A 23,168-nucleotide genomic window follows, 5' to 3' on the forward strand; every position below is an offset into this window, starting at 1 on the left:
GAGAATCGCCAACATGAACGCATCCAACGGCCTTCGCCTCAAAAACTTTGGTTTGATCGAACCTATGATTCACTCCGTTCTGTCATCGAAATCTGCCAAGCTCGCTGCTCTGGGCGTTATGCTCTCAGCCACCAGCGCCGAGGCTCAAGATGCGTGCTGTTTCACTCCCCAATACCGCTTGCAGACTCAGACCGTCATGCAACCGGAACTGGTCGAGCGAACTCGTCTCACTTACGAGACCCAATATGTTGAAGAAGAGGTGACCAGCTATCGACCGGTTCTGAAGACTCGAGTCGAAGAACGCGAAGTCACCGTCCCCGAAACGGTCACGGAAACTGCCTTTCGCGAAGAACGCTACACGATCTACAAACCGGTCACCGAAACCTCTTATCGCGAAGAAACGGTGACGCAAACTCGCTATGTGAATGAGCAAGCCGAACGCGAAGAACAGGTGACGACGTATCGGCCCGTGACCGAAACGCAGATGTACCAACGCCAGTACCAGGTGCAACGTCCGGTGACGGAAACGCAAATGGTCCAACAACAGTACATGGTTCAGCGCCCGGTGACGGAAACTCAACTGCAAACGCAGCAAGTGACCTCGTATCGTCCTGTGACGACGGTTCAGCAACAAACTGTGGATGCCGGCGGATACGTGCCTCAAACCACGGTCACCCCTGGACAACTTCAATACGGTCTGACTTGGAATCCGCGTGCCTATTACAAACCCGGACCGCTCGGTTTGCTGGCGTACCCTCGCGGCGCAGCGGCAACCGTTCCGATGGTCACGCCACCGCAAGTTCAAACGCAAATGGTCTACCGACCGAATTACATCAACCAACAAGTGGCTCAGACACAGTACGTGCCTGAAGTTCAACAGGTGCAACGACCGATTCAAGTGACTCGGATGCAATCGGAAATGGTCACGCAAAATGTGCCCGTGACCGTGCAACGCATGCAAACCGAGATGGTCACTCAAAATGTGCCCGTGCAAACCACTCGCATGGTCCCGCAAACGACCGTTCGCAAGGTGCCTTACTTCGTTCAGCGTCCCGTGACGGAAACCTCAACACGCAAGGTTCCTGTCCAGACCAAACGCTGGGTCGCCGAAGAGGTTGTTCGCAAGGTTCCCGTTCAAACCAGTCGCGTGGTCTACAAGACTCGCCGCGAACCGATCACGGTGAAGTACTACGAACAAGAAGAAGTTCGCCAAATGGTGCGTCGCCCCGTGTCGGTGCCGCGTTACCAAACCTATCAAGTGGAAACGATGGTTCCGCGAACCGTGGTTGAGCGTGTTCCACTGTCGTACGTGGATCCATTCAGTCCCGCGATCACCAGCGGTTACTCCTCGTTCCGTCCGATCGTCGACACGACGCCTTATTCCAGCGTGATCAGCGAGCCCGGAACGATTATCAGCTCGCGACCCATCGTCGAAGAAACGGAACTGGACGCTCCTTATCAGTCGGAACCAGCAGAACCTCGCTCGACCATGGGCAAGGTGGACATCGGAGCTCCCGAGCCTGAGTCCAATAGCGATCTGCCGGACAACTACGACTACCTGTTCGAATCGGAGGATTCGGATTCCGCCAGTGACAACGACGAAGTCGAACAACCACAACTTGGCGAGAAAGAAGCCAACTGGCGTCCACGGGGAACTTCCAGTCGCCCCGCCAGCGTTCGCAACATCTCCCATCGCGTGAAGTGGAATCCAACCTTCGCTCGCGAACTTTGATCGAGCGAAACCCACAGCAGTCCAACGAAAAGGCGAGTCAAATGACTCGCCTTTTTTTGTGTCCCGTTCACCGTTGGATTTCAGATCAATCTGTGACTCACAGATTCTTGGGCTCAACGGTTCATCTGCTCGATCGTCAGATCGTAGATTTCATCCGCGTCCAAAACCAACGAATTGGATGTAAACAGTTTCGCGATCGCCGCTTTGTGCGTTCGCATTTTCAGACCGCCCACGCCAATGGGTCCGTAGGACACGGGACCATCTTCGCTGCCCTCACGCATCGGCTTGGCTTTGTCAAAGGCTTCCACGCCGCCCAGTCCCGCCGGCGGCACCGCATTGAGATCAATCGCGACGCGCAACTTGGAAAGGTCCTGCAGGATCTCCTTGGACGCCAGTTCGACACCAGCGGCTCCACTGGCAATGATGATGTCCGCGCGTTCCAGCAATGCCTTCAGCGCCGCTTCGTCTTCCGGTGCAACAGCTTCCAAGTTGCCGGAGCTGACATTTTGGCCAATCTCTTTGCAAGCCGTTTCCGCTCGATTGAGTGACCGGCTGGTCAGCAAAACATTCGCATTTTGTCGCGCTAGCATTTGAGCGACACGTCGCCCCACGGGACCGGTTCCGCCCAGAACCACCGCCGTGCACCCATCCAGCTCCACGTGCTTGGAGGCGGATGCCACGGCCGCTGCGGCGGTCGTGTTGCAGCCCGACGCATCCAACATCACCGAGACCCGCACCGGGCCAAAGAAAGCCTTCTGCGTCTCACGGAACAAAGCTTCGGCTTGGACGACATCGTTGCCGCCAATGAAGACCGCAGAGTTCTTCAGGTCGTCACCGCCTCGGGTAAACATCGCGCCGTGCACCAACGCCTCGACAGCTTCGGCTTGCACGCTGCCGTACTGGAACAGGTGGTCCACTCCCGCGTCCACCGCGACCACGGCGTCGAAGGAACTGGGATGCGGATCCACATCCAACTGAAAGAGAATCGTTTTGGTCATCGCTCAACCGCTGCTGAAAAGAAAACGTCGACGGGGACAAAAGAAAAGCTTCGAGTTTGCACCCGAAGCTTTTCGTCATTTGCATTGGACCGAAGTCGTTGCTCAGAAGCCCTTGAATGGGTGAGCCGCGTTGTCCTTTTTGGCCAGCATGTCATCTGCGGATGGCTTGCCTTGCATTGCCGACTTCAGTGCGTCCTTGGTGGCTTCGTAGTTGTACTTGTAGATCTTTTCGTCGTCTTCGGCTGCTGGGTGGATGAACACGCCGCAGACGCAAACCAGGTCTTCGCACTGGTCCTTTGGAATGATGCCTTCGCTAACGGCGTCTGCAACAGCTTGAGCAACAGCGGCTTGGGCAGGGCCGAACATTTGGACGGCTTGCTTCATGCCTTTGATCGTGACCTTGGTCACCATCACGGTCGATGGCTTCACAGCAACGTTGGGCTCGAGAACAGCCAACAGGTTGGTGTGACCTTCGCTCTGGTTAGCCAACGCGTTGGCGAATGCGGCACCAACAGGTCCGTCCTTGCTGCCGATCATCAGATCGATGTGCGAAACTTCGTTACCGTCGCCGACGAGGGATTCACCAATGTGAAATTGCATGAGAAGATGCCTTTGGAGAGGGGAAACAAACGCCCAAAGATTTACCGGTGGGAACACATGGTCCTTACCCCACACGCAGGATGAACGTACCAATGGCGATGGGTGGGTCGGGCAAGCTGGAAACGGTAACAAACCCCCGCGACGCTGAAAACCTCCCCGCAATCCTGCTCGTGGGGGCTTCTGTTCGCTGGAGTGCTGAATCCCTGCGTCGCGGCCTGCCGAATTCTCGGATTTTGGGCCTGGATTGGTTCGGTGACTCGGACACGCGAGCCGCCTGCGACCGAGTTTGGCTGCTGCAATCCCCTGGCGGCGGCAACGCCAGCATCGCCCAACAATGCCGTGGGATAGCCAGCGTGAGCGATGCCCAAATTGTTACGGTGGGCGGCATTCAGGACCCTACATTGCTCGCGGGCCACGCCCATGGCTCAAATCTGATTGAGGACGGGTCGCCCAATGAGAGGCTCACCCGATTGCATGCCGCCGTGCATTCAACCGCGAAAGAGATTGCTCACAACCCTCTCAACGCGACAAAACTGGACCGCGAAAATTTGGTGAAGGTTCCTCGGACTTTTTGGTGCGAAGCGGGCGTCTGCCAGCCGCTGGGAACAGAGGATTCCGCGCGGCCAACGGCACAGTTGCTTTCGGAACTTTCGCGACCGTCCGCGGGTGATGCTGGGTGGCTTTGGAAAGCCCCCAACTCGACGGCGGGGCTGGGTGTTCGAAGTTTTAAGCCGTCCGCTTCAACCTTTGGCGACGAGGCTCGTTCCGGATGGATCCAACAACGCATTTTTGGACGTCCGCTCGGACTGGTGGCACTTGCGAATGGCGAAGCGACTCGGATCCTTGGCATCACCCGCTCGTTGACGCGGCGACTTTCCGACGCGAGTGGCCACCAAACTCCCTTTGTCTATTCAGGCTCCTACGGTCCTTTGCATCCATTCGCTCGGCCAATGATAGAGTCCCACTGCGACATCCCTTGGAGACACCTGCACGCCCTTTGCGAACGCGTGCAACAAACCTTTGACATCCGAGGCTTGTTCAACCTGGACTTCATCCGAGACCAGGACGGTGGGTGGTGGCTGCTGGAATTGAACCAACGCCCCAGCGCGTCGTGCGAAGTGATCGAACGAGCGGCCATCGACAACGGTCAATTGCCGCCGGGAAGTTCACTGATGCGCATGCACGTCGATGCTATCACGCGATCGCACCGTTCGGTTCCATCCAACAATGATGGTCTCTCCCCAAAAGATGGTCTCTCCAACAACGACGGCTTCTTGGCATCTTGGACCGAGCCCGCCAACCAAAGTGTTTCTGCACACTCAACATGGATCAAACGCATCGTTTTTGCCAATCGCGATTGCCGCCTGAGCGGTGAACGCATTCGCGAGGAATTGCGGTCTGCGGACTTGGACGTTGTACTCGCAGATGTGCCTGTCGGAATCGCGAATGTCCGAGCCGGAGATCCGATGCTCACGTTGCTGGTTCCGATCCGCGCTGACAACGAAGCCAAGCAGTACCGACAAAAAAAAATGGCCGCAACGCGAATGCGCCGGGCCATTGAGATCATTCGATCAAGCTCACTTGCGTAGCAAGATCGCCCAATCTTGGTCTTCATCCGAAGGCGGGTTGCCGATCAAGACCGATTGTCCGGCAGCGACCGCGGGAATCGAACCCGTTTGCAGCTCGCCGCCGATCCGAGGGTTGTACCAGTGCACTTGGAATTCTCCATCGGCTTCGCTGAGATCAATCGAGGTCGTTCCACCATCGGCCAAATAGACAACATAGACCTCACCGGACTTTGCCAGGCAATACTTTGAATTGCCATGGTCACTGTTTCCGACCAACTCATCGGCATTGATCATGCTCCAAAACGGGATGTCATTGTTTTGGAAGAACTCGATCGCGATGCGGCAGTAGTCCCAGCTCTGGTCACGACTACGCCAGTCTTCGCATTTCAAATCGTTCTCTTCGTATTGGTAGCCGAAGTAATACTCGACTCCGCCACCACCACCCATGAAGTTGCCCCACAAAGTTTGCTTGCGGACTTCGTGTTGGGTGTAGGTCATCTTGCCGGTTTTGTCGCGACCATCGTAGCCACGGTATCCCAGGTCGGGGCACTGTCCGTGAGCGGCGGAACCCGACTCATCAAAGGCGACCACCCACGGCTTGCCAGCCGAACGTGCCTTCTCACTCCACTTCACCGTTTGCCAGTGCGTGTCTTTGATGTGGCTGTTCTGCAGTGACACTCCCGTCAAGTTGGACTTGTCACCGAGCAACGGATCGTACTTCTGGTCCTGCTGGCTCGGATAAGTGTGCAACACACGGTGATGACCGTAGGGATCCATTGCTTCGATGTAGTTGAGCATTGCCAAATGCTCGTCCGTGGTCTGCGTGGTCTCTTCGGAAAGGTTCCAGTTAAGCGCCAAGTTGTGCCCAAAACGAGCGATCATTTCACGGAGATACAACTTCCGTTGCGGTCCGAGCTTTCCACCGTCCAGCGACTCGGGCTTGTAACCCGACTTACCTAGTCCCGTACGGTGGTCGTCGTTTTCCGTTTCCTGAAGCTTAAAGTGCAGGTACATGCCATTGTGGGTGCCGTGCTCGAAGACGATGCCCCACTGGTCCAATTTGCTGCAGTCGTAGTGCATCTTGTCATCACGCTGGATGAACGGCCAAACATTGTCGCCGTCTCCCCCCGCGTTGTACGTCAAGAACGAAAAGGCGTTGCAGCCTTTCGCGGCCAAGTAGCTGATCGCACCGATCAAGCCTTTGCCTTTGCCGTTTTTCCATGTTGGGTTGCCGCCTCGCCAATCACCAACGTGCGGTTGATAAGTCTTCAGCGGCACTTTCTTCGCCTTGCCAGCGACTGTGTTATCAAACTCGGTGTAACCAAGCAGTGTTTCGGGTGCGTCGGCTCCCGCTTTCAGGAAGTACTCTCCGCTGCCCGCAAATTGAAGATGTGATTTGCCGACATACTGCAAACGCCCGTGGGCTCGGAAGTCACGCCCTTTCTTGTTGCTTTTGCCGATTTGGATCGAGCCCGTTTTGCCGTCAAACGGTGACACGGATTTCGCCTCGGCATCGCGATCGATCGCGGCGTGCTTGCCGGTCAAGAAACGAATCGTGTAGTCCCATTTTCCGGTTTCATCGGCTGCGAAATTCACTCGCCACTGAGTCCCGTCTTCTGCGGAAGAATTCGCAGCATCGCCATCCGCCGCGAAGTAACCGGGAACCAGATAGGTCTTGCCGCTGGAATGCTTGAACTCCACTTCCATTCGATGATCCGTGAATGGATTGGGCGAGTTATCTTGTTCGTGTGCATAGGGCCCGTTCAGTGTCAGCGTGACCTTGTGCCACAAACGCTTTTCGCCAGTGACTTGAACCGATCCGTCACCATCAGCTTTACGAGGCAGATGCAGCGGAGCAGCGCTGACTGGTTTGGTGGGACTGCCGTCTCGCCTGGCATTTTTCGCAACCGCATCGTTGGGATTGTTTTTGACAAACTGAGCCACCGCTTTCGCCGTTGCTTCGTCCGCGGGAGTGAACGTCAATCCGCTCCATCGAGCACGGCTGTATTCTTGCCCATCAGCGGAAGCGATCGTCGAGCTGACTTCCAATTCCGCTCCGTCGGTGATCTGAACATCCGCGAAAGTCTTGTGGAACTTGTTGCCTTCTTGGAACGTGTCGCTGGCCAATGGGCAAGTGAACGTGCCAAGGACTTCTTTGTCGGCTGACAGTTTGTACGTTGACTGCCCGTCGTTCTCACCCACGGCTTTCAACGTGACGTCGTAGTGACCGCTGGGGAAAGGAAAGACTTTCTGCGCCGCGGCCGTTTTGTTTCGATCGGGATTGATCGCCAACCATTTTCCTTGGTCGACGTAATACCCTGAATTTTCAGTTTGGAATGATTTGGCCGGAAGCGTCAGCGTTTCCTTCGCCGTGTTCTGCTGCGGCTTGTCAGTCGGACTGGCGGCGGGACGCTTAAAATTGCGATCGGTGGTCATCAACCACTGGTCGAATTCAAAACCGTCTTCTCGCATCGAGAAATGAATGGTGTGCTCGCCTGGTTCTTTGATCTCAAGATAGATTTTGCCTGGCTCGCCGCAGTGCTGAGCTTCTGTGCGTTGTTTGCTGTCCCAATACCATGAATGCTTACCTTGGCACCATTGGAGACGTTGTCCCGTATTAGGCCACTGTCCGTTCAGGCCAACGTGCAAACCGTTGTCTTCGCTGCCGGTGGAATAGGCTCGCACCCAAACGTAGTAGCGACCGGGCGTGTTGAACTTCACCCGGTAAGTCAGCACGGCCATCTGACCGGGCTCGGGTGAGAAGTTGGTTCCGCGGATCAACTTGTCCGCATGTGTGCGGCGCGTGTCGGGAAGGATTTCCAGATAAGCACCACCGCTGGCGTGCTTCGCGTGCGATGGATCACCGTCCGGCCGAATACTTGGTTGCTCGTCCTGGGTGACCAAGTGAAAAGCCCGCTTCTCGGTCTGGCTTTGAGAAGCGTAATCCTCCGCTTCCACTTTCACGAAGCCATTCGTCTCTTCGAAAACGACGTCGGGTTTTTGCGCCCAAGCATGAACGCAACCGACCAATGTGAGGGCGATTGCAAACGCTGAAAAGCGTCTTGTAATTTGATCTAATCTACACACTTGCATGGTGTTGGAACTCCTCATAGGGGTGATAGGAGCGAACAATCTAGTCCAGCGTGTGATCAAATAACAGCATTGGCTCACTAGGTTGTTTTGTATTCCTCTGTCCACTACAAACGGGTGGTCGCTTCCGCCCATTTCGAGTCCATCAAGCAGAGATAGCAGACATGGAAAAATACCTCGCCAACGTGAAGAAGTATGTCCCCAACCCGAACGAAGATGCCGTGGAGTCTTTGGTCAGCCATTTGAGGCTGGCCTTGGCCAATCATGACTCTTCTATTGTCGCGGCAACCGACCCGGATGAGCTTGCGGGAATCAAGAAAGGCTATTGTTCGGTGAACTTGGATTTGACCTCCGAAGAAGCCGATGCGGCAATCGACAAGGTGTGTAAGATCATGAAAGGCGACAAGGCAAAATGTCGCGTGACCTTCTACTATTTGCTGGCTCAAGAAAGCGATACGATGCACCGAGTGGCGGGATGATCATCTAACTCACTCACTGATTTTCGCGGGGTATCGGTTCATGTTTTTTGCGAGTGACAATTGGGCCGGTGCCGCCGATCCCGTTGCCGAGTCTCTCAGCCGTCACGCGAAAGGGATGTCACCCGCCTATGGGACCAGCGACCTCGATCGACGTCTCGAACAACGCTTCAACGAGTTGTTCGAAACCGAACTCGAGGTCTTTTTCGTAGGCACGGGAACCGCCGCGAACTCGTTGGCGCTTTCTGCGGTCAATCGCCCGGGTGGCTTCGTGCTTTGCCACCGCGATGCGCACTTGATCGAAGACGAATGTGGTGCCCCCGAATTCTTTACGTCGGGCGCTCGCTTGGCCCCCATCACGGGCGACCTCGGCCGAGTTTGTCCCCGCGCGTTGCAGAAACAACTGCGTCGCTTTGACCCCAACTTTGTCCACCACGGACAACCCATGGCGGTCAGCATCACCCAGGCGACCGAGGTGGGCACAGTCTACGACGTTGATCAGCTCAATGAGATCAGCGGCATCGTTCACGATTATGGATTGCCCCTTCACATGGATGGGGCGCGATTCGCCAACGCGTTGGTGCATCTCGACCTGACGCCAGCCGAGATGACTTGGAAAGCCGGCGTGGATGTGCTTTCGTTTGGCGGAACTAAAAACGGATGTTGGTGCGCCGAAGCGGTGATCTTCTTTCGGCCCGAACTGGCCAAACAGATGCCGTTCATCCGGAAACGTGCGGCACAATTGTTTTCGAAAACTCGTTTCATCGCGGCACAGTTTCATGCTTACCTCGATGATGATTTGTGGCTGGGATTGGCCAAACACGCCAACGAAATGGCCACGCGATTAGCCGAAGGCATCGAACAATCGTCCACCGGCGAACTCGCGTGGAAAAATCAAACCAACGAGGTCTTCGTGATCCTGCCCAAGAGCGAGGCGGAGCGTTTGCAGGACGCCGGTGCACGCTTCTATCCTTGGCCGGCTCCGAATGACCCCAATTTGGAACTCCCCGACGGACATTCCATGTACCGCTTAGTGACCTCCTTTTGCACCGACCCCAGCGAAATCGAGCAATTCTTGAAATTGCTTTGGTGATTTCGCGGCGTGTCGTTATTTGTGGCCTAGGTTTCAACGTTCTATCGAATTGTTGAATCTAGTTTTGGGGCCACCGACGTTATGCATATCGAATCGATCCGTTTGCTGCTTGTCGAAGACAACGATCTCGATGCCAAATACATCACGCGTGTGTTTGCTCGAACGGACATTATGCAAGCAACGATCGTACGAGCGACGTCGCTCAGCGATGCACTTTCCAAGCTGGAAGTGGCTAGCTTTGATGTGATCCTACTGGATCTCGGTTTGCCCGATAGCAATGGCCTGCAGAGCATTCGTGAAATCCGCGAGCGTTCGCCTTCCACCCCGATCGTCGTTCAAACCGGAGACGATCATCGCGAAACGGGTTTCCAGGCCATCGCCGCTGGAGCACAGGATTTCCTCTCGAAGAACGACCTCAAGGATCACCTGCTGACCCGAGTGGCAGTTCATGCCATCCTGCGTCAAAAGCAACTGATCGAGGTGCAAGAGGCTTCCTTGCGAGATTCGATGACCGGCATCGCGAATCGTCGCCGTTGTGACATCGAGTTTCAAAAGCAACTCGACATCGCAGCACGGATGGGCACGCCTTTCTGCGTCGCAATCGCGGACATCGACCACTTCAAATCCATCAACGACTGCGGTGGCCATGATTTGGGTGACCGCGTGATCAAGGAAGTCGCTCAGGTTTTGCACAACACTTGTCGAGCGAAAGACATGGTCGCCCGAATTGGTGGCGAAGAGTTCGCATTGATCTTCCCAGATACCAGCATCGATGAACTGGCGTCTTTGCTCCAAATGCATCGACGTTCCGCCGAGCAACTGGAAATTGAAGGCTACGACCACAACATCACGGTCAGCATCGGAGCGACCTACGTGCTCTCCTCCGATGACAACCGCTCGGCGTTCAGTCGGGCGGACGAGGCACTTTACTCGGCCAAGGACGATGGACGGAATCAGTGCAAAATTCAACCGGCAATCCGCCCGGTGTTGAGCACTCAAATCGCCTGATTTGATTCAGTTTGCCGAATTCAATTCAGTCATCTGATCCCGAGTTGTCGTTCCATTTGTTCCAGCGACACGCCTTTTGTTTCCGGTAACAAGCACGTCACCCAAAGTGCTTGCAGCACCATCATCAAACAAAAGAAACCGAAGATGATTGCCGGTGAAAACGCGGCGACCACGGATGGAAAGACCAAGGTCAGCAACGCCGCGAAAATCCAATGGGTGAAGCTGCCAAGCGATTGCCCCGCCGCTCGGTGCGAGTTGGGAAAGACCTCGGAAATCAAAACCCAAATCACCGCTCCCTGTCCCATCGCATGAGCGGCGATGAAGGCGAAAATGCAGATGGGAACAATCGAAAACGTTTCGGATTGGAATGCGTAGGAACAAATGCCAAGCGACATGATGTAGCCGGCTGAACCAATCAGCAACAACGTGCGGCGTCCCAACCGATCGATCAGATACAAACCAACGAACGTGAAGATCAGGTTCGTCACGCCAATGCCGATCGATTGCAGCAGCGCGGTTTGCTCTCCCATCTCAGCAAGTTCGAAGATCCGCGGTGAGAAATACAGGATCGCATTGATGCCGGATAGCTGATTGAAAAACGCGACAAGAAACGCGATTGAAATGGGCGTCATCAGGCGACGACTCCAGAACGGTGTCGATGGCGTTTCGGACAAACGGTCGCCCGCCGACTCCGCGATCTCATTTACCAATCCTTGCACTTCATCCTCCGAGGCATCCGGTCGCAATTGCCGCAGAACCTCTGCAGCGGCTTCACCGTTGTTTTGAAATGCGATTAGCCAACGTGGACTCGATGGCAATTGAAGGCACATCGCGGTGAATACCAAAGCAGGAATCGCCTCGACAACCAACATCCACCTCCATGCATTTTCCTGCATCGCGGATCCGATCACATAGTTTGATGCAAACGCGATTAGAATCCCGAAGACGATGTTGAATTGGAACAGCCCGGTGAGTCGACCACGTCGCTCGGGCGGAGCGATCTCGGAGATATAAAGCGGTGCCGCAACCGTGGAGATCCCGACCCCCACCCCGCCAATGAACCGGGCGATCATGAACGAAAACACGTCCGTGGCCATTCCAGACCAAACAGCAGAAACCAAATACAGAATTCCAATCCACAGCAGCGTCGTCTTCCGACCAAAACGATCCGTTGGCCAGCCTCCGACCAGTGAGCCCAACACGGTCCCCCAAAGAGCCGCACTCATCGCAAGTCCATGTTGAAGGTCGCCCAGTTCCCAAAGTGACTGAATGGACTTTTCAGCCCCCGAGATCACGACGGTATCGAATCCAAACAAGAACCCGGCCAGCGACGAAGTCAAACTCCAGAAGAAGACTCGTTGATTCAATTTGGTTGCCTGTGCGAACGCGGGGTCTTTCGAGGGGGAACTCCGCAAGTCTAACAGGACTTCCTTCGGTCATGTCTCTGGATTCAATCCCTCTTGCTGGGCAACCGTCGTGACGGGCGTGGGACTCTTGCCTGAAATTTCGCCACGAATGCGAGTGAGTTCTTTGGCGGCGTGATAGCGAGAAGAGATTCCCGGCTGTGGATACAAACCGCCACCCAACAGAAGCAAAGTCAATAACAACACTGCGAAGCGTTCTGCGGGACGGGCCTTCATCGAGATCGACGATCGATTGTCAACTCCGGTGAAGATCCGGAAGTACGTTTGCAACACCGTGATTCCACACAATGCCGTCGCGACCACCACCAAGGTTCCCACTAGTGGATACACCTCAACAGCACCCTCGATCAGCAATTCCATTCCCACAAACCCAACCGTCGCTGGAAACCCAATCGACGCCAAACCTGTGAGCAAGAAAAAACCGGCCAGGATGGGCATCTGCGAATACAACCCATGAAACGAAGCGAGCGAGATGCGCGACAGACGAGCTTCCACGCTGCGAAGCGTGATCCCAAATCCAGTCATCGACATGGCGACAGACAACCACAAACACAGAGCCCCAGTCAATCCGATCGGTGTCACCAGTTCCAAACCGACTAGAACGAGCGAGGATTGCGACAACAACAGAAAGCAAAACATTCGACGCGCGTCGACCTGGATCAATGCCATCGCTGCTGCGTAAACCGCCGTGACCAGCGACAACACAGCGATACTTTGCAAAGCCCACGAAGGTGCAATGGGCAAGACCAACCGCATCACGGCATAGGCTCCCACCAAAGGCGTCGTGTTCAGGATGGCGGTCCCCAATGATGCTTTGTTGAACACATCGGTCATCCACAAATGCAATGGAAAGACCCCACTCCTCAGCAACGCAGCGACAGTCAGCATCGCGCCAGGCACCAGCACGGAACTGCCGCTGCGATCCGCGATGGACAACCATCCATACCCCACCAAAAGCAGTGCCGCAAAGGTCGCCATGTGTAAACAATATATTCGCGTGCACTGCCTTCGGCGTCGAAGTTCCATGTACGGCGGGATGGTCGAAACAATCAACAGTGCAACCAAAGCCCATGATGCACGACAACTAAAGATGGCCAGCAACAACGACTGGGAAACCAACGTCGATTCGAGAGAGAAAGTTCTCGTTTTGGTTCGCAGTGTTGATGAAACGACGACCAAATGAATCAGCGATGCCAGCGGTAGTTGAAACGCACTCAACTCATCGATCACCAAGACGTCAGGCGGAATCACCCAGCGAAAGAACGCCCAATGATCGTGGGCTTCAAAAGTTTCCATCCAAAGAAAATCGGCGCACTCGCCCAGCGTGAGCAGCAGAGTTGCCAAGCAGAAGAAGATCGCGTGCGTCAGGGCCCGTTCGCGATCACGCAGCATCCAAACCCAAGCGGCCCCGACGAGCGGCAACAAAATGGAACACTCAATCCATGGAAAATGCAGTTCAGGCAAAGCGATTCTTTCAGGCTGCGGTGGGGAGATCGGACGGGGAATCATTCGCAGCGTTCGCGTGGTTGATCTCGGAATCGGCCTTTTCGCTGCGTGAAAGACTGGATGTGATCAACTGCTCCCAACCTTCACACCAGCGAAACGTTCGGACGAAGGGATCCACCAACCAGCGTTGCAAGACTGTGTCCATGAACCCACGTTCGTACCCGAACCGGAAACACCATCGCTGAAAAGGCTTTGGCAGCCACCCCAATGCCGTCCCGGAGTTGGGTGACAACGGCGTTCCAATCTTGTTCTCGAGATCCTGATAGTCACGAATCAGCGTGGGTGCTCGAAGCAGTTGCATCGTTCGCAAAATTGCGTGTCCCATGATGTGAATCAAAGCCAAGTATCGAAGCCCCAATCCAATTTCCACGACAATGATTCCGACTTGCGTGAGCGACGCAAAAGCAAGTGACGTTTTGACGTCGTTCTGAACGCGAGACATCAACGCCCCCGACACAGCCGATACCGCTCCCAAGCCGAGCACCAACCCTTGCAAGGCTACGCTCGCCTCTAGCAGCGGGCTTAAACGCAACAGCAGATAGGCACCGAGGTGCACCGACAACGCTCCGTAGAAAATCGCGCTGGAAGGCGTTGGCCCTTCCATCGCCCGTGGCAACCAACCACTGAACGGAAACAAGGCCGACTTCCCCGCGGCTCCGATCAAGAGCAATGCCCCGACCAACAAAGCTTGGCTGGAACTGACCGACACGGATCCATCAGGCCAAATGCTGGAATTCATCAATCCACCGAAGTCCCCCTCGCCAACCATGTGGTGCATCGTGATCGCCGCGATCAACAACGCCGCGTCGGACAAACGATAGATCACCCAGACCCGCTGTCCATTGCGCACCGGACTCTCGCGATCATGGAAGTAGGCGATCAGCAATGCGGACGACAAACCGACCATTTCCCACCCGACAAACAATGTCTCAATCGTCCCCGCCAGCGATGACCACACCATCCCGTCAAAGAAGATGGCATAGAACAAAAAGAATCTCGCGAACCCCTCTTCGCGATGCAGGTAACGACGGGTGAACTCGCCCACGACACCGCAAAGCACGCACGACAGCATCATGAATGGGATGCTCAGGCGATCAAACACGAACTTCAGATGGAAATGAAACGCTTGTTCGGGAATGGTGACCCAGTTCCCGAACTCGATCGGCAAGTTGCGTTCGCCCGTGATCAACATCACCGCCAGGACCAATGTGGTCGCAAACAGAGACAACACCACACCCAACTGGTTGAGCCTGACAATCCACAATTCGCTCAGCGGCCTGTTCAGCAACTGAGTCAGTCCTAGGACCGCCAGCAAGACGACGGGACTCGCAACGGCAATCGCCCCCAACACCTGCACAAACAGTTCCTGCTGGTTCATCGAACGGCCTCCTGCGGTGCAGATTCGTCGATCGATGCAAACCCCAGGTGCCCCCGCCGCCCCCGATACCAATGAGATGACGATGGCGCACGCGGCAGTTCGTGTTCCGCGATGAGGTGCGGTTCAAAACGTCCCTTGACGTATCGCGAAATCACGGCTGTCTCCGGATCGATCACGGCGACCTGCACCCAATCGCCTTGCACCAATCGCCTGATCGCTTCGTTCGCCTGGATAATGCGTGAGAGTCTTTCCGGAGTCGTTTCGATCACAAACAGAATTCGCATTGGCTCGTGAATTTCAACCATCTGTTGCGAAAGCCCGGGGCGTAGATCGCTGCTGGCCCCGGTCATCACTCCGATCATCGAAACCACGTTGTGAGGCAGCTTCGAACCGCATCCGTAACCCTCCACGTCCACCGTCGAAAAGTAGTATTCCAAACTGATTCCAGCACAAACAGGAATCGCTGCTTGGAGGATCCGACTCAGGATTGAATTGTCATCATCATCCAGTGCCGGGTCATACTCCGTCAGAAATACCCGCCGGTCCATGAACAGACCACGAGTCCATTCGCGTCTTCCTACCGTGACCAAGGCGTTGGTCGCGTGGTTGTATTCCGGTCGTGCCTGCGACAAATCTTCTGCCCGTTCTTCGACGTGCTTGAGGGCTTCCCTCGGAGTCAGATCGAGCGAAGCCGACTCGAAACGTCGCGCACGTTCATGAGCATTGCGTGCTCGCGTCTCCTCGATGTCTCGTTCAATCTCTCGAAACAGATCTCGGTGGGAACGCGGTAGCCAATCCAGATCGTAGTACTGCACCGCATCGTTGCAGGTGTTGTGATAAGCCCCCAGCACACGGAGATCGTCGGGTAAATCAATTCCTAATGCACGCATCCGGCGACGAACCCTCGCGTCGTTGGCCATCATCGCAAAGGCTCGGGCGTTCGGCCCACCACGTCCTCCACTGCACGCACCACAGTTGTATGCCGATTCATGCGGGTTGTTCAGACTGCCGCTGCCATGACCAAAGAACAAAATGATCGGCGGAAATTCACGAACGATGCCGATGTCCTGCAACACACGAACGACGATCGCCGCCATCTCATCCAGGCTGTACCCCATCGCATCGGGTTCCGGTCCTGGATCCTCCGCCAATCGCTCCAAATGCAATTCGGTCGCCGGCGGACTGACAAAAATGCCCGCTGAATCTCTCACCCGCGAGGTCAAACGAGGTGCCAGAATGCGAGCGACCATCGGGAACGTTGCCACTGCTCCCAAGACTCCGGTGACCCAACCGCCCAACATCGTCCGAGAGTGCTGATGCACCTGATGATTGAATCGACCGATACGGCGTCGGCGAATCGCGCGTCGTTCGCTAACATCGATCGCGGAGAATAGCGGTTCTTCTCGGACATAGTGCTTCGGCGTGACGATCGCTGGACAAAGAGGCCGAAAACGGGCGTGATCCGTTCCCCGATAATTCATCGCTACACCAAAGAATCCCGCGGCGGCTGCGGTCCGACACATCGGCTGCACTTCCTCCAAGTGACGCCGAAAAGATTCCTCGCGGTCATCGATGCAAAAGATAGCCGCGTATTTTGTTTCCACTGGCGTGGCTTGCTTCTCTCGCCGCCGTTGAGCGTGAACTGCAATCGCGTCCAATGCGGATTGGCGGTACTGACGTTCGTAGGCCAAGTGCAACAACCGTCGGCGGTGTATCGATGAAAACGAATCCACTTCACCCACCAAACACCGCCACTGCGCTGGCGACATGTTGGTCAATTGCTCTGGGGTCCATCCACCAAGCTGTGCCAGTTGGAACACGGTATGAACACGCGATCCGGTGCCGAGGTTCGTCTGCGATCCGGCTTGTTTTCGCACACGTTGAACAATGTCTGACGCGAGCAACTGGGAATTGCCGAAATGTTGTTGCCCGATGGATTCAACTGCACCTCGAAACAGCAACAACCGAATCGCGAGGTATTCGCTCAACGTTCCCGAAGAAACCGATTGCTTGAAAGCCTTGCCTTGCTTCTCGGCTTGCCACACCATGCCCGCCCACCCGCGAAGGGCCAACAACGAATGCGTTAAAAACGATTCTCGGTCTTGGCCTTCCAAACCAAGCCGCGAAAGCGAACACTCGATGCTGTCGAGAGCGTCCCACGAGGAGTGACAGACTTGCTTCAAGTCTTCTTTGATCGATGCCATCCACGTTGGTCGCAGGTTCCACGATCCTTCCAACAACAAGGAAAAGGCGCAAGCAAACCCATGCTGACGATCTGGCAACATCCAGTCGGCAAATCCCTGGTCCAAATAGCTCGCACAGAACCGAATCAACACCTGATCGACCAAGGCATTCGGATTCTCGCCGCAGACCCGACCGATGGATTCCGCGATTGGAACATCAACACGCGGCAACGCATCTTCCTTCTGCGATGTCGTTTCATCGGCGATGTGCACTCCGCACTCACATAGTTTCCACAAACACCGCAGCGTGAATCGCTCCCACTGCTCATCGCTCCAACGGTGAATTGGCTTCGACTTGTCAGCAGCCAGTTCGGATCGCACAACTTGAGGCAGAGGAGAAGCATGATGCTTGGACGTGCGACTTTCGACTTCGTCCGAACACTCAATGGCCCATTGCCGGGTGACCCAAGCTCGCGTCTGCGTCAATACTCTCTCGCGGAAGGCCGCCGGGACGTCATTTCGGAATGACCTCAGCAACTGAGTTTCGGCCAACATCCAGTGCAGTTCAGCATCGGGAATTGGCGGCAGCAGTGTTTGAAGCATGGACAATCGCAGCGTGTACCGCGTCCCAAAACTTGCGACTAGGATGTCCGCGTCGTCTTGTAAATCATCCATCAACACTTCGCGAAGGTCTTCTCGCGTGATGCGACCACGCGTGAGTTCTTCGTGGTAACGTTGCTCGCTCAAGTACGGCTCGCACCCAAACAACCGCTTTCCTTCGACCACGGCCTCCTCGAACGGCAATGCCTCCAATGCGTGCAACGTGTTGTGATGGACGAAGATCGAGAGTGGGCCCTGGGTGGGAAGCAGATGAGCCGCGTGTTCAATCGCCCTCGCAATCTCTTCTCGACCATCCGCTTCTTTCGCGGAACCCCAATCCACGGAATGGGAAACGGATGCATCAGGGGTGGAAGTGGGCATGGATGATGACTTGATTGAAATGACGTCTCGCGATTCATCCATCGACAAACAGGAACGTCACTGCCTGATGAAACCGCGTTCCGCTCTGCCGAAGAAGGTATCGAGCGAAGCTGGGCTCGAACGCACGTGTTGTGCCAAATCCATTTGTGAGTCAAAACGGAAGTCCGCTTGGCGAGCACTTCAAACGCGAATCAGCAAGCATTCCCCGCTCGAGTCGACCAAACCCAGAAGCTGGAATGCATCGCTGAAACGCTCGTCCACGGCGATGCGATCCAACGCCCCACCTGCAGAAACTTGCAGAACGCCCTGCAAGGCTTTGCAGCCGCTCGTTCCGTTTTTCCCTTCACGACCGACGCGAAACGATGTTTGAAAACCATGACGGCCCGAATGTGCGTCGCTTCGCGATTGTCTTGGCGCTGCTGAGTTTGTTGGCTCTCGGAGTCACCGCGTCGATGCTTTCCAACGTTCGCCATGAGCAAGAAATCTTTGCTCGCTTGACCCAGCACCTTCCCAAGAGCGACTTGGAAGCTGCCCGCACGCTTTCCGGTGAACTCAGCTTACAAAGCGGTTTGAGTGTGCTGCTGGGATTGAACATCATTGCGACGGCGGTGGCGGTCGCTTGGGTCGTCCGTGGCTACCTCAGCAACAAACGCACCCTGGAAGACGTCAAAGTTTACTCGGCAGACGTGCTCGCCAGCATGGACGCTGGGGTCATCACCACGGACCGGAACGGTCGCATCACCAGCATCAACCCAAGCGGCAAACAACTGATCGACATCGACGATGAGTCCGTCGGCAGAACATTGGACTCGCTCGGAAACCGCCACGCGTTGCTCGCCGAAATTCGTGAAGAGGTGGCGACCTATCATCACCCCATTCGTGATCGAGACTACAACCTTGATGAGCAAGGTCACCGTCGAACGTTCCGTGCCGGTTGCACGCTGTTGCAAAACCGTCGTGGAGAAGAGATCGGCACCGTGCTGCATGTGCGAGACGTTTCGGAAAAAGCGTTGATGGAAGAACGCTTGAGACGCATGGAACGCTACATGGGGTTGGGTTCGTTAGCCGCCGGACTCCAGCATGAGATCAAGAATCCTCTCAGTGCATTGACGCTCCATATCCAACTCCTTTGCGAGCGGTTGGAATCCACCACGCAAGACGACGAGGTCGACGAACTGCTGGATGTCTTGCGAACGGAGATTCACCGAATCAATGACGTCTTGGATGGTTTTCGCAACTATGCCTCCACCGATCATGTTGGATCGAGCTCGGTGGACGTGGCGGTACTGATCGAACGATTAGTCCGATTGCTACGTCCCCAAGCGGAACAGCAATCGGTGCGTTTGCACATCGAACAGTCGGTCGAGTTGGTGGGGCTGGTGCAGGGTGACTCCGTCGGTTTGGAACAAGTCCTGTTGAATTTGGCGCTCAATGGAATGATGGCCATGCCCGAAGGAGGCACGCTCACCTTTCGTTTGTCGCGACAAGAGGAACAGATACGGATCGATGTTCGAGACGAAGGAAACGGCATCCCCGAAGAAATTCGCCCACGCGTTTTTGATCCGTACTTCACCACTCGCAGCAACGGCACTGGCATGGGTTTGGCGTTGTGTGACAAGATTGTTCGTCAACACAACGGCAGCATCGATTTTCGAGTGATTGATAGCGAAACCGAAGGCAAACCCGCGTCCGTCGCCGGCACTGAATTCACCGTCTTACTCCCGCTGAGCCAACCAGAATGACACATAGTGGTTTCCCGATTTTGATCGTCGACGATGAACCGAACATTCGGTCGGGTCTCAAAAAGGGATTGGTCAAAGAAGCGGATCGGATCGAAACAGCAGCGAGCGCAGAGGAAGGTCTCGAGAAATTCCATTCGGCCACGTTTCACTTGGTGATCGCCGATGTGCGGCTGGGCGGTGGAATGGATGGAATCGAACTTCTGAAACAACTTCGACAAATTGATTCCGATGTCGCGGTAATCGTGATCACCGCCCATGGAACGGTTGAAACCGCCGTTGATGCGATGCGTGCGGGCGCGTTTGACTTCATCTCCAAACCACTCGATTTGAACTTGGTTCGGCAACAGGTTCGCAAAGCCCGCGAACACCGAGAGCTGCGTCAGGAAAATCAATCGCTGCGAACACGATTGGCGGACGCAGGCGAATTGTCCAACATCATCGGCCAGTGCGCCGCGATGCAGGATGTGTTCCATCAAATTCGCCAAGTCGCGGCGACCGAAGCCACGGTCATGATTCAAGGTGAAAGTGGATCTGGAAAAGAGCTCGTTGCGAGAGCGCTTCACGATTTGAGCGACCGAAGCGGCGGTCCTTTCGTCGCGGTGAATTTAGGTGCCATGCCAGAAACACTGTTGGAAAGTGAACTGTTTGGTCACGAAAAAGGTTCCTTCAGTGGTGCGTCGCGGCAAAAACCAGGCTGCTTTGAACAGGCTGCGGGGGGAACACTGTTCCTCGACGAAGTCACAGAGATGTCCGCGAAAAGTCAGGTCGACCTACTGCGGGTGCTCGAGTCAAAACGCTTCACTCGCGTTGGGGGAGAACAAGTCATTGAAACCGATGTTCGCGTGGTTTCCGCAACGAACAAATCGGTCCCCGAGTTGATTCAAGACGGGTCTTTTCGAGAAGATTTGTACTACCGACTGAACGTGATCCCAATCGAAGTCCCTTCGCTTCGACAGCGACGCGATGACATCCCCTTGTTGATCGAACACTTCCTTCAGCACTTTTGCACGCGGCATGGCCGACCGATGAAACAGATCGCGCCAGATGCCATGCGAGCATTGGTGGCGGCGCAGTGGCCAGGAAACGTTCGGCAACTGCGAAACATGGTCGAACGATTGGTGGTCACTCATACCGGGGACGTCATCGATTCCGATGAATTGCCCGGCGACATTCAATCGTCGCAGCCCGCGGCGGCGAATGCTCTGCCCGCGTCCTTGAGTGAGGCGGTGGAAACTTGCGAGCGAGAAATGATTGCCGCAGTGCTGGCCGAGTGCGATTTCCACCGAGAAAATTCGGCGAAACGGTTGGGCGTCAGCGTTCGCACGCTGCACTACAAAATGGGCCGATACGGGCTGCACTGAACCGCGGCGAGAATGCTTTCGCCAGCGTGAAACACCCCTCTGCAATTCTTTGCACACGCCACGCAATCGTTTGCAGACTCTGGTACGGGCGTCTCAAACGCTGGCACAATCCGCGGAGAAACCCAAAGTAATCGAGGGTAGTTTCACAGCGGAAATTGCGTGATTTCTGAAATTGAAATCGGCCTAGAGCGTTCTTCAGGCCCTTTCCCGAACTGGCTCGGCACGCCCCATGCTTTGGTGCAGGTGAGTCACTGCAGATGCGGTGATGTTCTCCCACGCCGAGCATCGACGCCACCATGAACCAACCTCAGGCCTCCTCCGCCGACCAGGTCGACAGCACGCCCCAAACGTCCGTTTCGGAACCAATTCCTCGCGGCGACGGGAATGGATTCAAACGTTTTTTAAAAGACGATTTGATCGCGGGCGGGTTGGTGTTCCTGATTGCCTTGCCACTGTGTTTGGGCATCTCTTTGGCGTCCGGATTCCCCGCCATCGCAGGAGTTTTCACCGCAATCGTCGGATCTGTCTTAACGACCTTCCTGAGCAATAGCGAACTCACGATCAAGGGTCCCGCAGCAGGGATGATCGTCATTGTTTTGGGCACAGTCACCAGCTTTGGCTACACCGGCGGAGCGGATCCGGTGGCCGACATGCAGGCCTATCAAATGGCGCTCGCAGTGGGCGTCGTGGCGGGCCTCGTTCAAATTGCGTTCGGATTTTTGCGTGCGGGCATCTTGGGTGATTTCTTTCCCACCGCCACCGTCCACGGCATGCTGGCGGCGATTGGTGTGATCATCATGGTCAAGCAGTTGCCGATCGTCGTTGGACAATCAGCGTCCGGTGAACCGCTTGAGATCTTGCTGGAGTTGCCGCACCTCTTGATGAACGCGAATCCGCAGATCGCACTGATTGGTGTCGTCTCGCTGGTGATCTTGTTTGGGCTGTCCTATCTGAAGAATCGAACCCAGAACGAATTCGTCGCGAAGTTGCCGGCACCATTGGTCGTGTTGCTGGTTGCCATTCCGATGGGCATGGCTCTTCACCTTGCTGACGACCACACCTACACCTTGATGGGAAAGAAGTATTCTGTCGGCGAAGCGGACTTGGTCACCGTGCCGTTCAATCTGTTTGGTGCCATCACTTTTCCGGACTTCGGCGTGTTCATGAACAGCGAGACTCTGCCAGCAGCGCTGGGCTGGGTGCTGATGTTCGCCTTGATCGGATCACTGGAGTCTCTGTTGAGCGCAAAAGCCGTTGACATGTTGGATCCCTATCAACGCAAGACCAACCTGGATCGTGACTTGCTGGCCGTCGGCGTCGCCAACACCGCTGTCGCATTCATTGGTGGATTGCCGATGATTTCGGAAATCGTTCGCAGCAAAGCCAACATCGACAATCAAGCCAAAACGCGTTTTTCAGGCATGTGGCATGGCATTTTCCTACTGGGTTTTGTCGCCTTGCTGCCGGGATTGATTCACAGCATCCCGCGATCCGCATTGGCCGCCATGTTGGTGTTCACCGGATTTCGTTTGGCTTCCCCTAGCGAGTTCCGCAGCGTGTATCGAGTCGGACGCGAGCAATTGGTGATCTTCGCCACCACCTTGATCGCCGTCTTGGCAACCGACCTGTTGATCGGAATCGGAATCGGAATCGCGACCAAGTTCATCATCCACATGATCCACGGGGTTCCGGTTCGGTCCATGTTCGTCCCATCCCTCGAGTTCGACGAAACTCAGGAAGACAAAGTCAACGTGCACGCGGCTCAGTCAGCGGTATTCAGCAACTGGATTGGGTTTCGCCGCCGAGTGGTCGAAAAGTCCCTCCAACAAGGCAAACACTGCACCGTCGACTTCAGCGACGTTCATTTGATCGATCACAGCGTGATGGAAAAATTGCATGAACTGGAAGGTGAATTTGCCCGCGAAGGGATTGAATTGAATGTGGTTGGCATGGATCATCACATGCCGTTTTCAACTCACCCGATGGCAGCACGCAAGCGTCCGATGGTGAGGCACTGACTTCCCCTGC

At 55.4% G+C, this 23,168-nt stretch carries 15 protein-coding genes; 8 read left to right on the plus strand and 7 right to left on the minus strand.

What is annotated here, in order from left to right:
• Positions 1-13: 13 nt before the first annotated feature.
• On the plus strand, positions 14-1,732 hold the full coding sequence (locus LOC70_RS00910) for a hypothetical protein (RefSeq protein ID WP_230251379.1): 1,719 nt from the start codon (positions 14-16) through the stop codon (positions 1,730-1,732).
• Between the two features lie 113 nt (positions 1,733-1,845).
• Here the strand turns inward: LOC70_RS00910 and LOC70_RS00915 are convergent, their stop codons facing one another.
• Entirely contained in the window at positions 1,846-2,730 is an 885-nt protein-coding gene (locus tag LOC70_RS00915) for an NADP-dependent methylenetetrahydromethanopterin/methylenetetrahydrofolate dehydrogenase (protein WP_230251380.1), read from the minus strand.
• A gap of 102 nt (positions 2,731-2,832) precedes the next feature.
• Positions 2,833-3,330 (minus strand): formaldehyde-activating enzyme, encoded by a 498-nt coding sequence (gene fae, locus LOC70_RS00920; protein ID WP_230251381.1) that lies wholly within the window; start codon positions 3,328-3,330, stop codon positions 2,833-2,835.
• 80 nt (positions 3,331-3,410) lie between these two features.
• On the opposite strand from fae, the gene LOC70_RS00925 reads away from it, so the two are divergent.
• Positions 3,411-4,919, plus strand: a complete 1,509-nt coding sequence (locus LOC70_RS00925; RefSeq protein WP_230251382.1) for a hypothetical protein — start codon at positions 3,411-3,413, stop codon at positions 4,917-4,919.
• On the opposite strand, the gene LOC70_RS00930 is transcribed toward LOC70_RS00925, so the two are convergent.
• Entirely contained in the window at positions 4,908-7,862 is a 2,955-nt protein-coding gene (locus LOC70_RS00930) for a DUF5060 domain-containing protein (protein WP_230251383.1), read from the minus strand. The two genes, LOC70_RS00925 and LOC70_RS00930, sit on opposite strands and share 12 nt — an antisense overlap.
• Positions 7,863-8,152: 290 nt before the next feature.
• On the opposite strand from LOC70_RS00930, the gene LOC70_RS00935 reads away from it, so the two are divergent.
• The 3 genes from LOC70_RS00935 (at position 8,153) to LOC70_RS00945 (ending at position 10,565) form a co-directional block, all read left to right on the plus strand.
• Positions 8,153-8,467 (plus strand): DUF2853 family protein, encoded by a 315-nt coding sequence (locus LOC70_RS00935; RefSeq protein ID WP_230251384.1) that lies wholly within the window; start codon positions 8,153-8,155, stop codon positions 8,465-8,467.
• Positions 8,468-8,507: 40 nt separating this feature from the next.
• A complete protein-coding gene (locus LOC70_RS00940; RefSeq protein ID WP_230251385.1) occupies positions 8,508-9,557 on the plus strand; it encodes a threonine aldolase family protein in 1,050 nt (349 codons plus the stop codon).
• An 81-nt stretch (positions 9,558-9,638) separates the two neighbouring features.
• On the plus strand, positions 9,639-10,565 hold the full coding sequence (locus LOC70_RS00945) for a GGDEF domain-containing protein (protein WP_230251386.1): 927 nt from the start codon (positions 9,639-9,641) through the stop codon (positions 10,563-10,565).
• A 29-nt stretch (positions 10,566-10,594) separates the two neighbouring features.
• Here the strand turns inward: LOC70_RS00945 and LOC70_RS00950 are convergent, their stop codons facing one another.
• From LOC70_RS00950 to LOC70_RS00965, 4 genes are all read right to left on the minus strand, one after another.
• The gene (locus LOC70_RS00950; protein ID WP_230251387.1) at positions 10,595-11,932 is read right to left on the minus strand and encodes a sugar porter family MFS transporter; all 1,338 of its coding nucleotides are present in this window, start codon (positions 11,930-11,932) and stop codon (positions 10,595-10,597) included.
• A gap of 69 nt (positions 11,933-12,001) precedes the next feature.
• Positions 12,002-13,453: a proton-conducting transporter transmembrane domain-containing protein gene (locus LOC70_RS00955; RefSeq protein WP_315857188.1), complete on the minus strand. Its 1,452-nt coding sequence runs from the start codon at positions 13,451-13,453 to the stop codon at positions 12,002-12,004.
• A 10-nt stretch (positions 13,454-13,463) separates the two neighbouring features.
• Positions 13,464-14,873, minus strand: a complete 1,410-nt coding sequence (locus LOC70_RS00960; RefSeq protein WP_230251389.1) for a proton-conducting transporter transmembrane domain-containing protein — start codon at positions 14,871-14,873, stop codon at positions 13,464-13,466.
• On the minus strand, positions 14,870-18,037 hold the full coding sequence (locus LOC70_RS00965) for a DUF2309 domain-containing protein (RefSeq protein ID WP_230251390.1): 3,168 nt from the start codon (positions 18,035-18,037) through the stop codon (positions 14,870-14,872). Before LOC70_RS00965 ends, LOC70_RS00960 begins: the two co-directional genes overlap by 4 nt.
• Positions 18,038-18,399: 362 nt before the next feature.
• Here LOC70_RS00965 and LOC70_RS00970 point away from each other — a divergent pair, with 362 nt between their 5' ends.
• The 3 genes from LOC70_RS00970 (at position 18,400) to LOC70_RS00980 (ending at position 23,158) form a co-directional block, all read left to right on the plus strand.
• Positions 18,400-19,779: a two-component system sensor histidine kinase NtrB gene (locus LOC70_RS00970; RefSeq protein WP_230251391.1), complete on the plus strand. Its 1,380-nt coding sequence runs from the start codon at positions 18,400-18,402 to the stop codon at positions 19,777-19,779.
• Positions 19,776-21,140: a sigma-54-dependent transcriptional regulator gene (locus tag LOC70_RS00975; protein ID WP_230251392.1), complete on the plus strand. Its 1,365-nt coding sequence runs from the start codon at positions 19,776-19,778 to the stop codon at positions 21,138-21,140. The genes LOC70_RS00970 and LOC70_RS00975 overlap by 4 nt, the downstream gene beginning before the upstream one ends.
• Before the next feature lie 296 nt (positions 21,141-21,436).
• Complete coding sequence (locus LOC70_RS00980) at positions 21,437-23,158, plus strand: SulP family inorganic anion transporter (RefSeq protein ID WP_230251393.1); 1,722 nt, start codon at positions 21,437-21,439, stop codon at positions 23,156-23,158.
• Positions 23,159-23,168: the final 10 nt, after the last annotated feature.

It is taken from the genome of Rhodopirellula halodulae (genome assembly GCF_020966775.1).
GTDB lineage: Bacteria > Planctomycetota > Planctomycetia > Pirellulales > Pirellulaceae > Rhodopirellula > Rhodopirellula halodulae.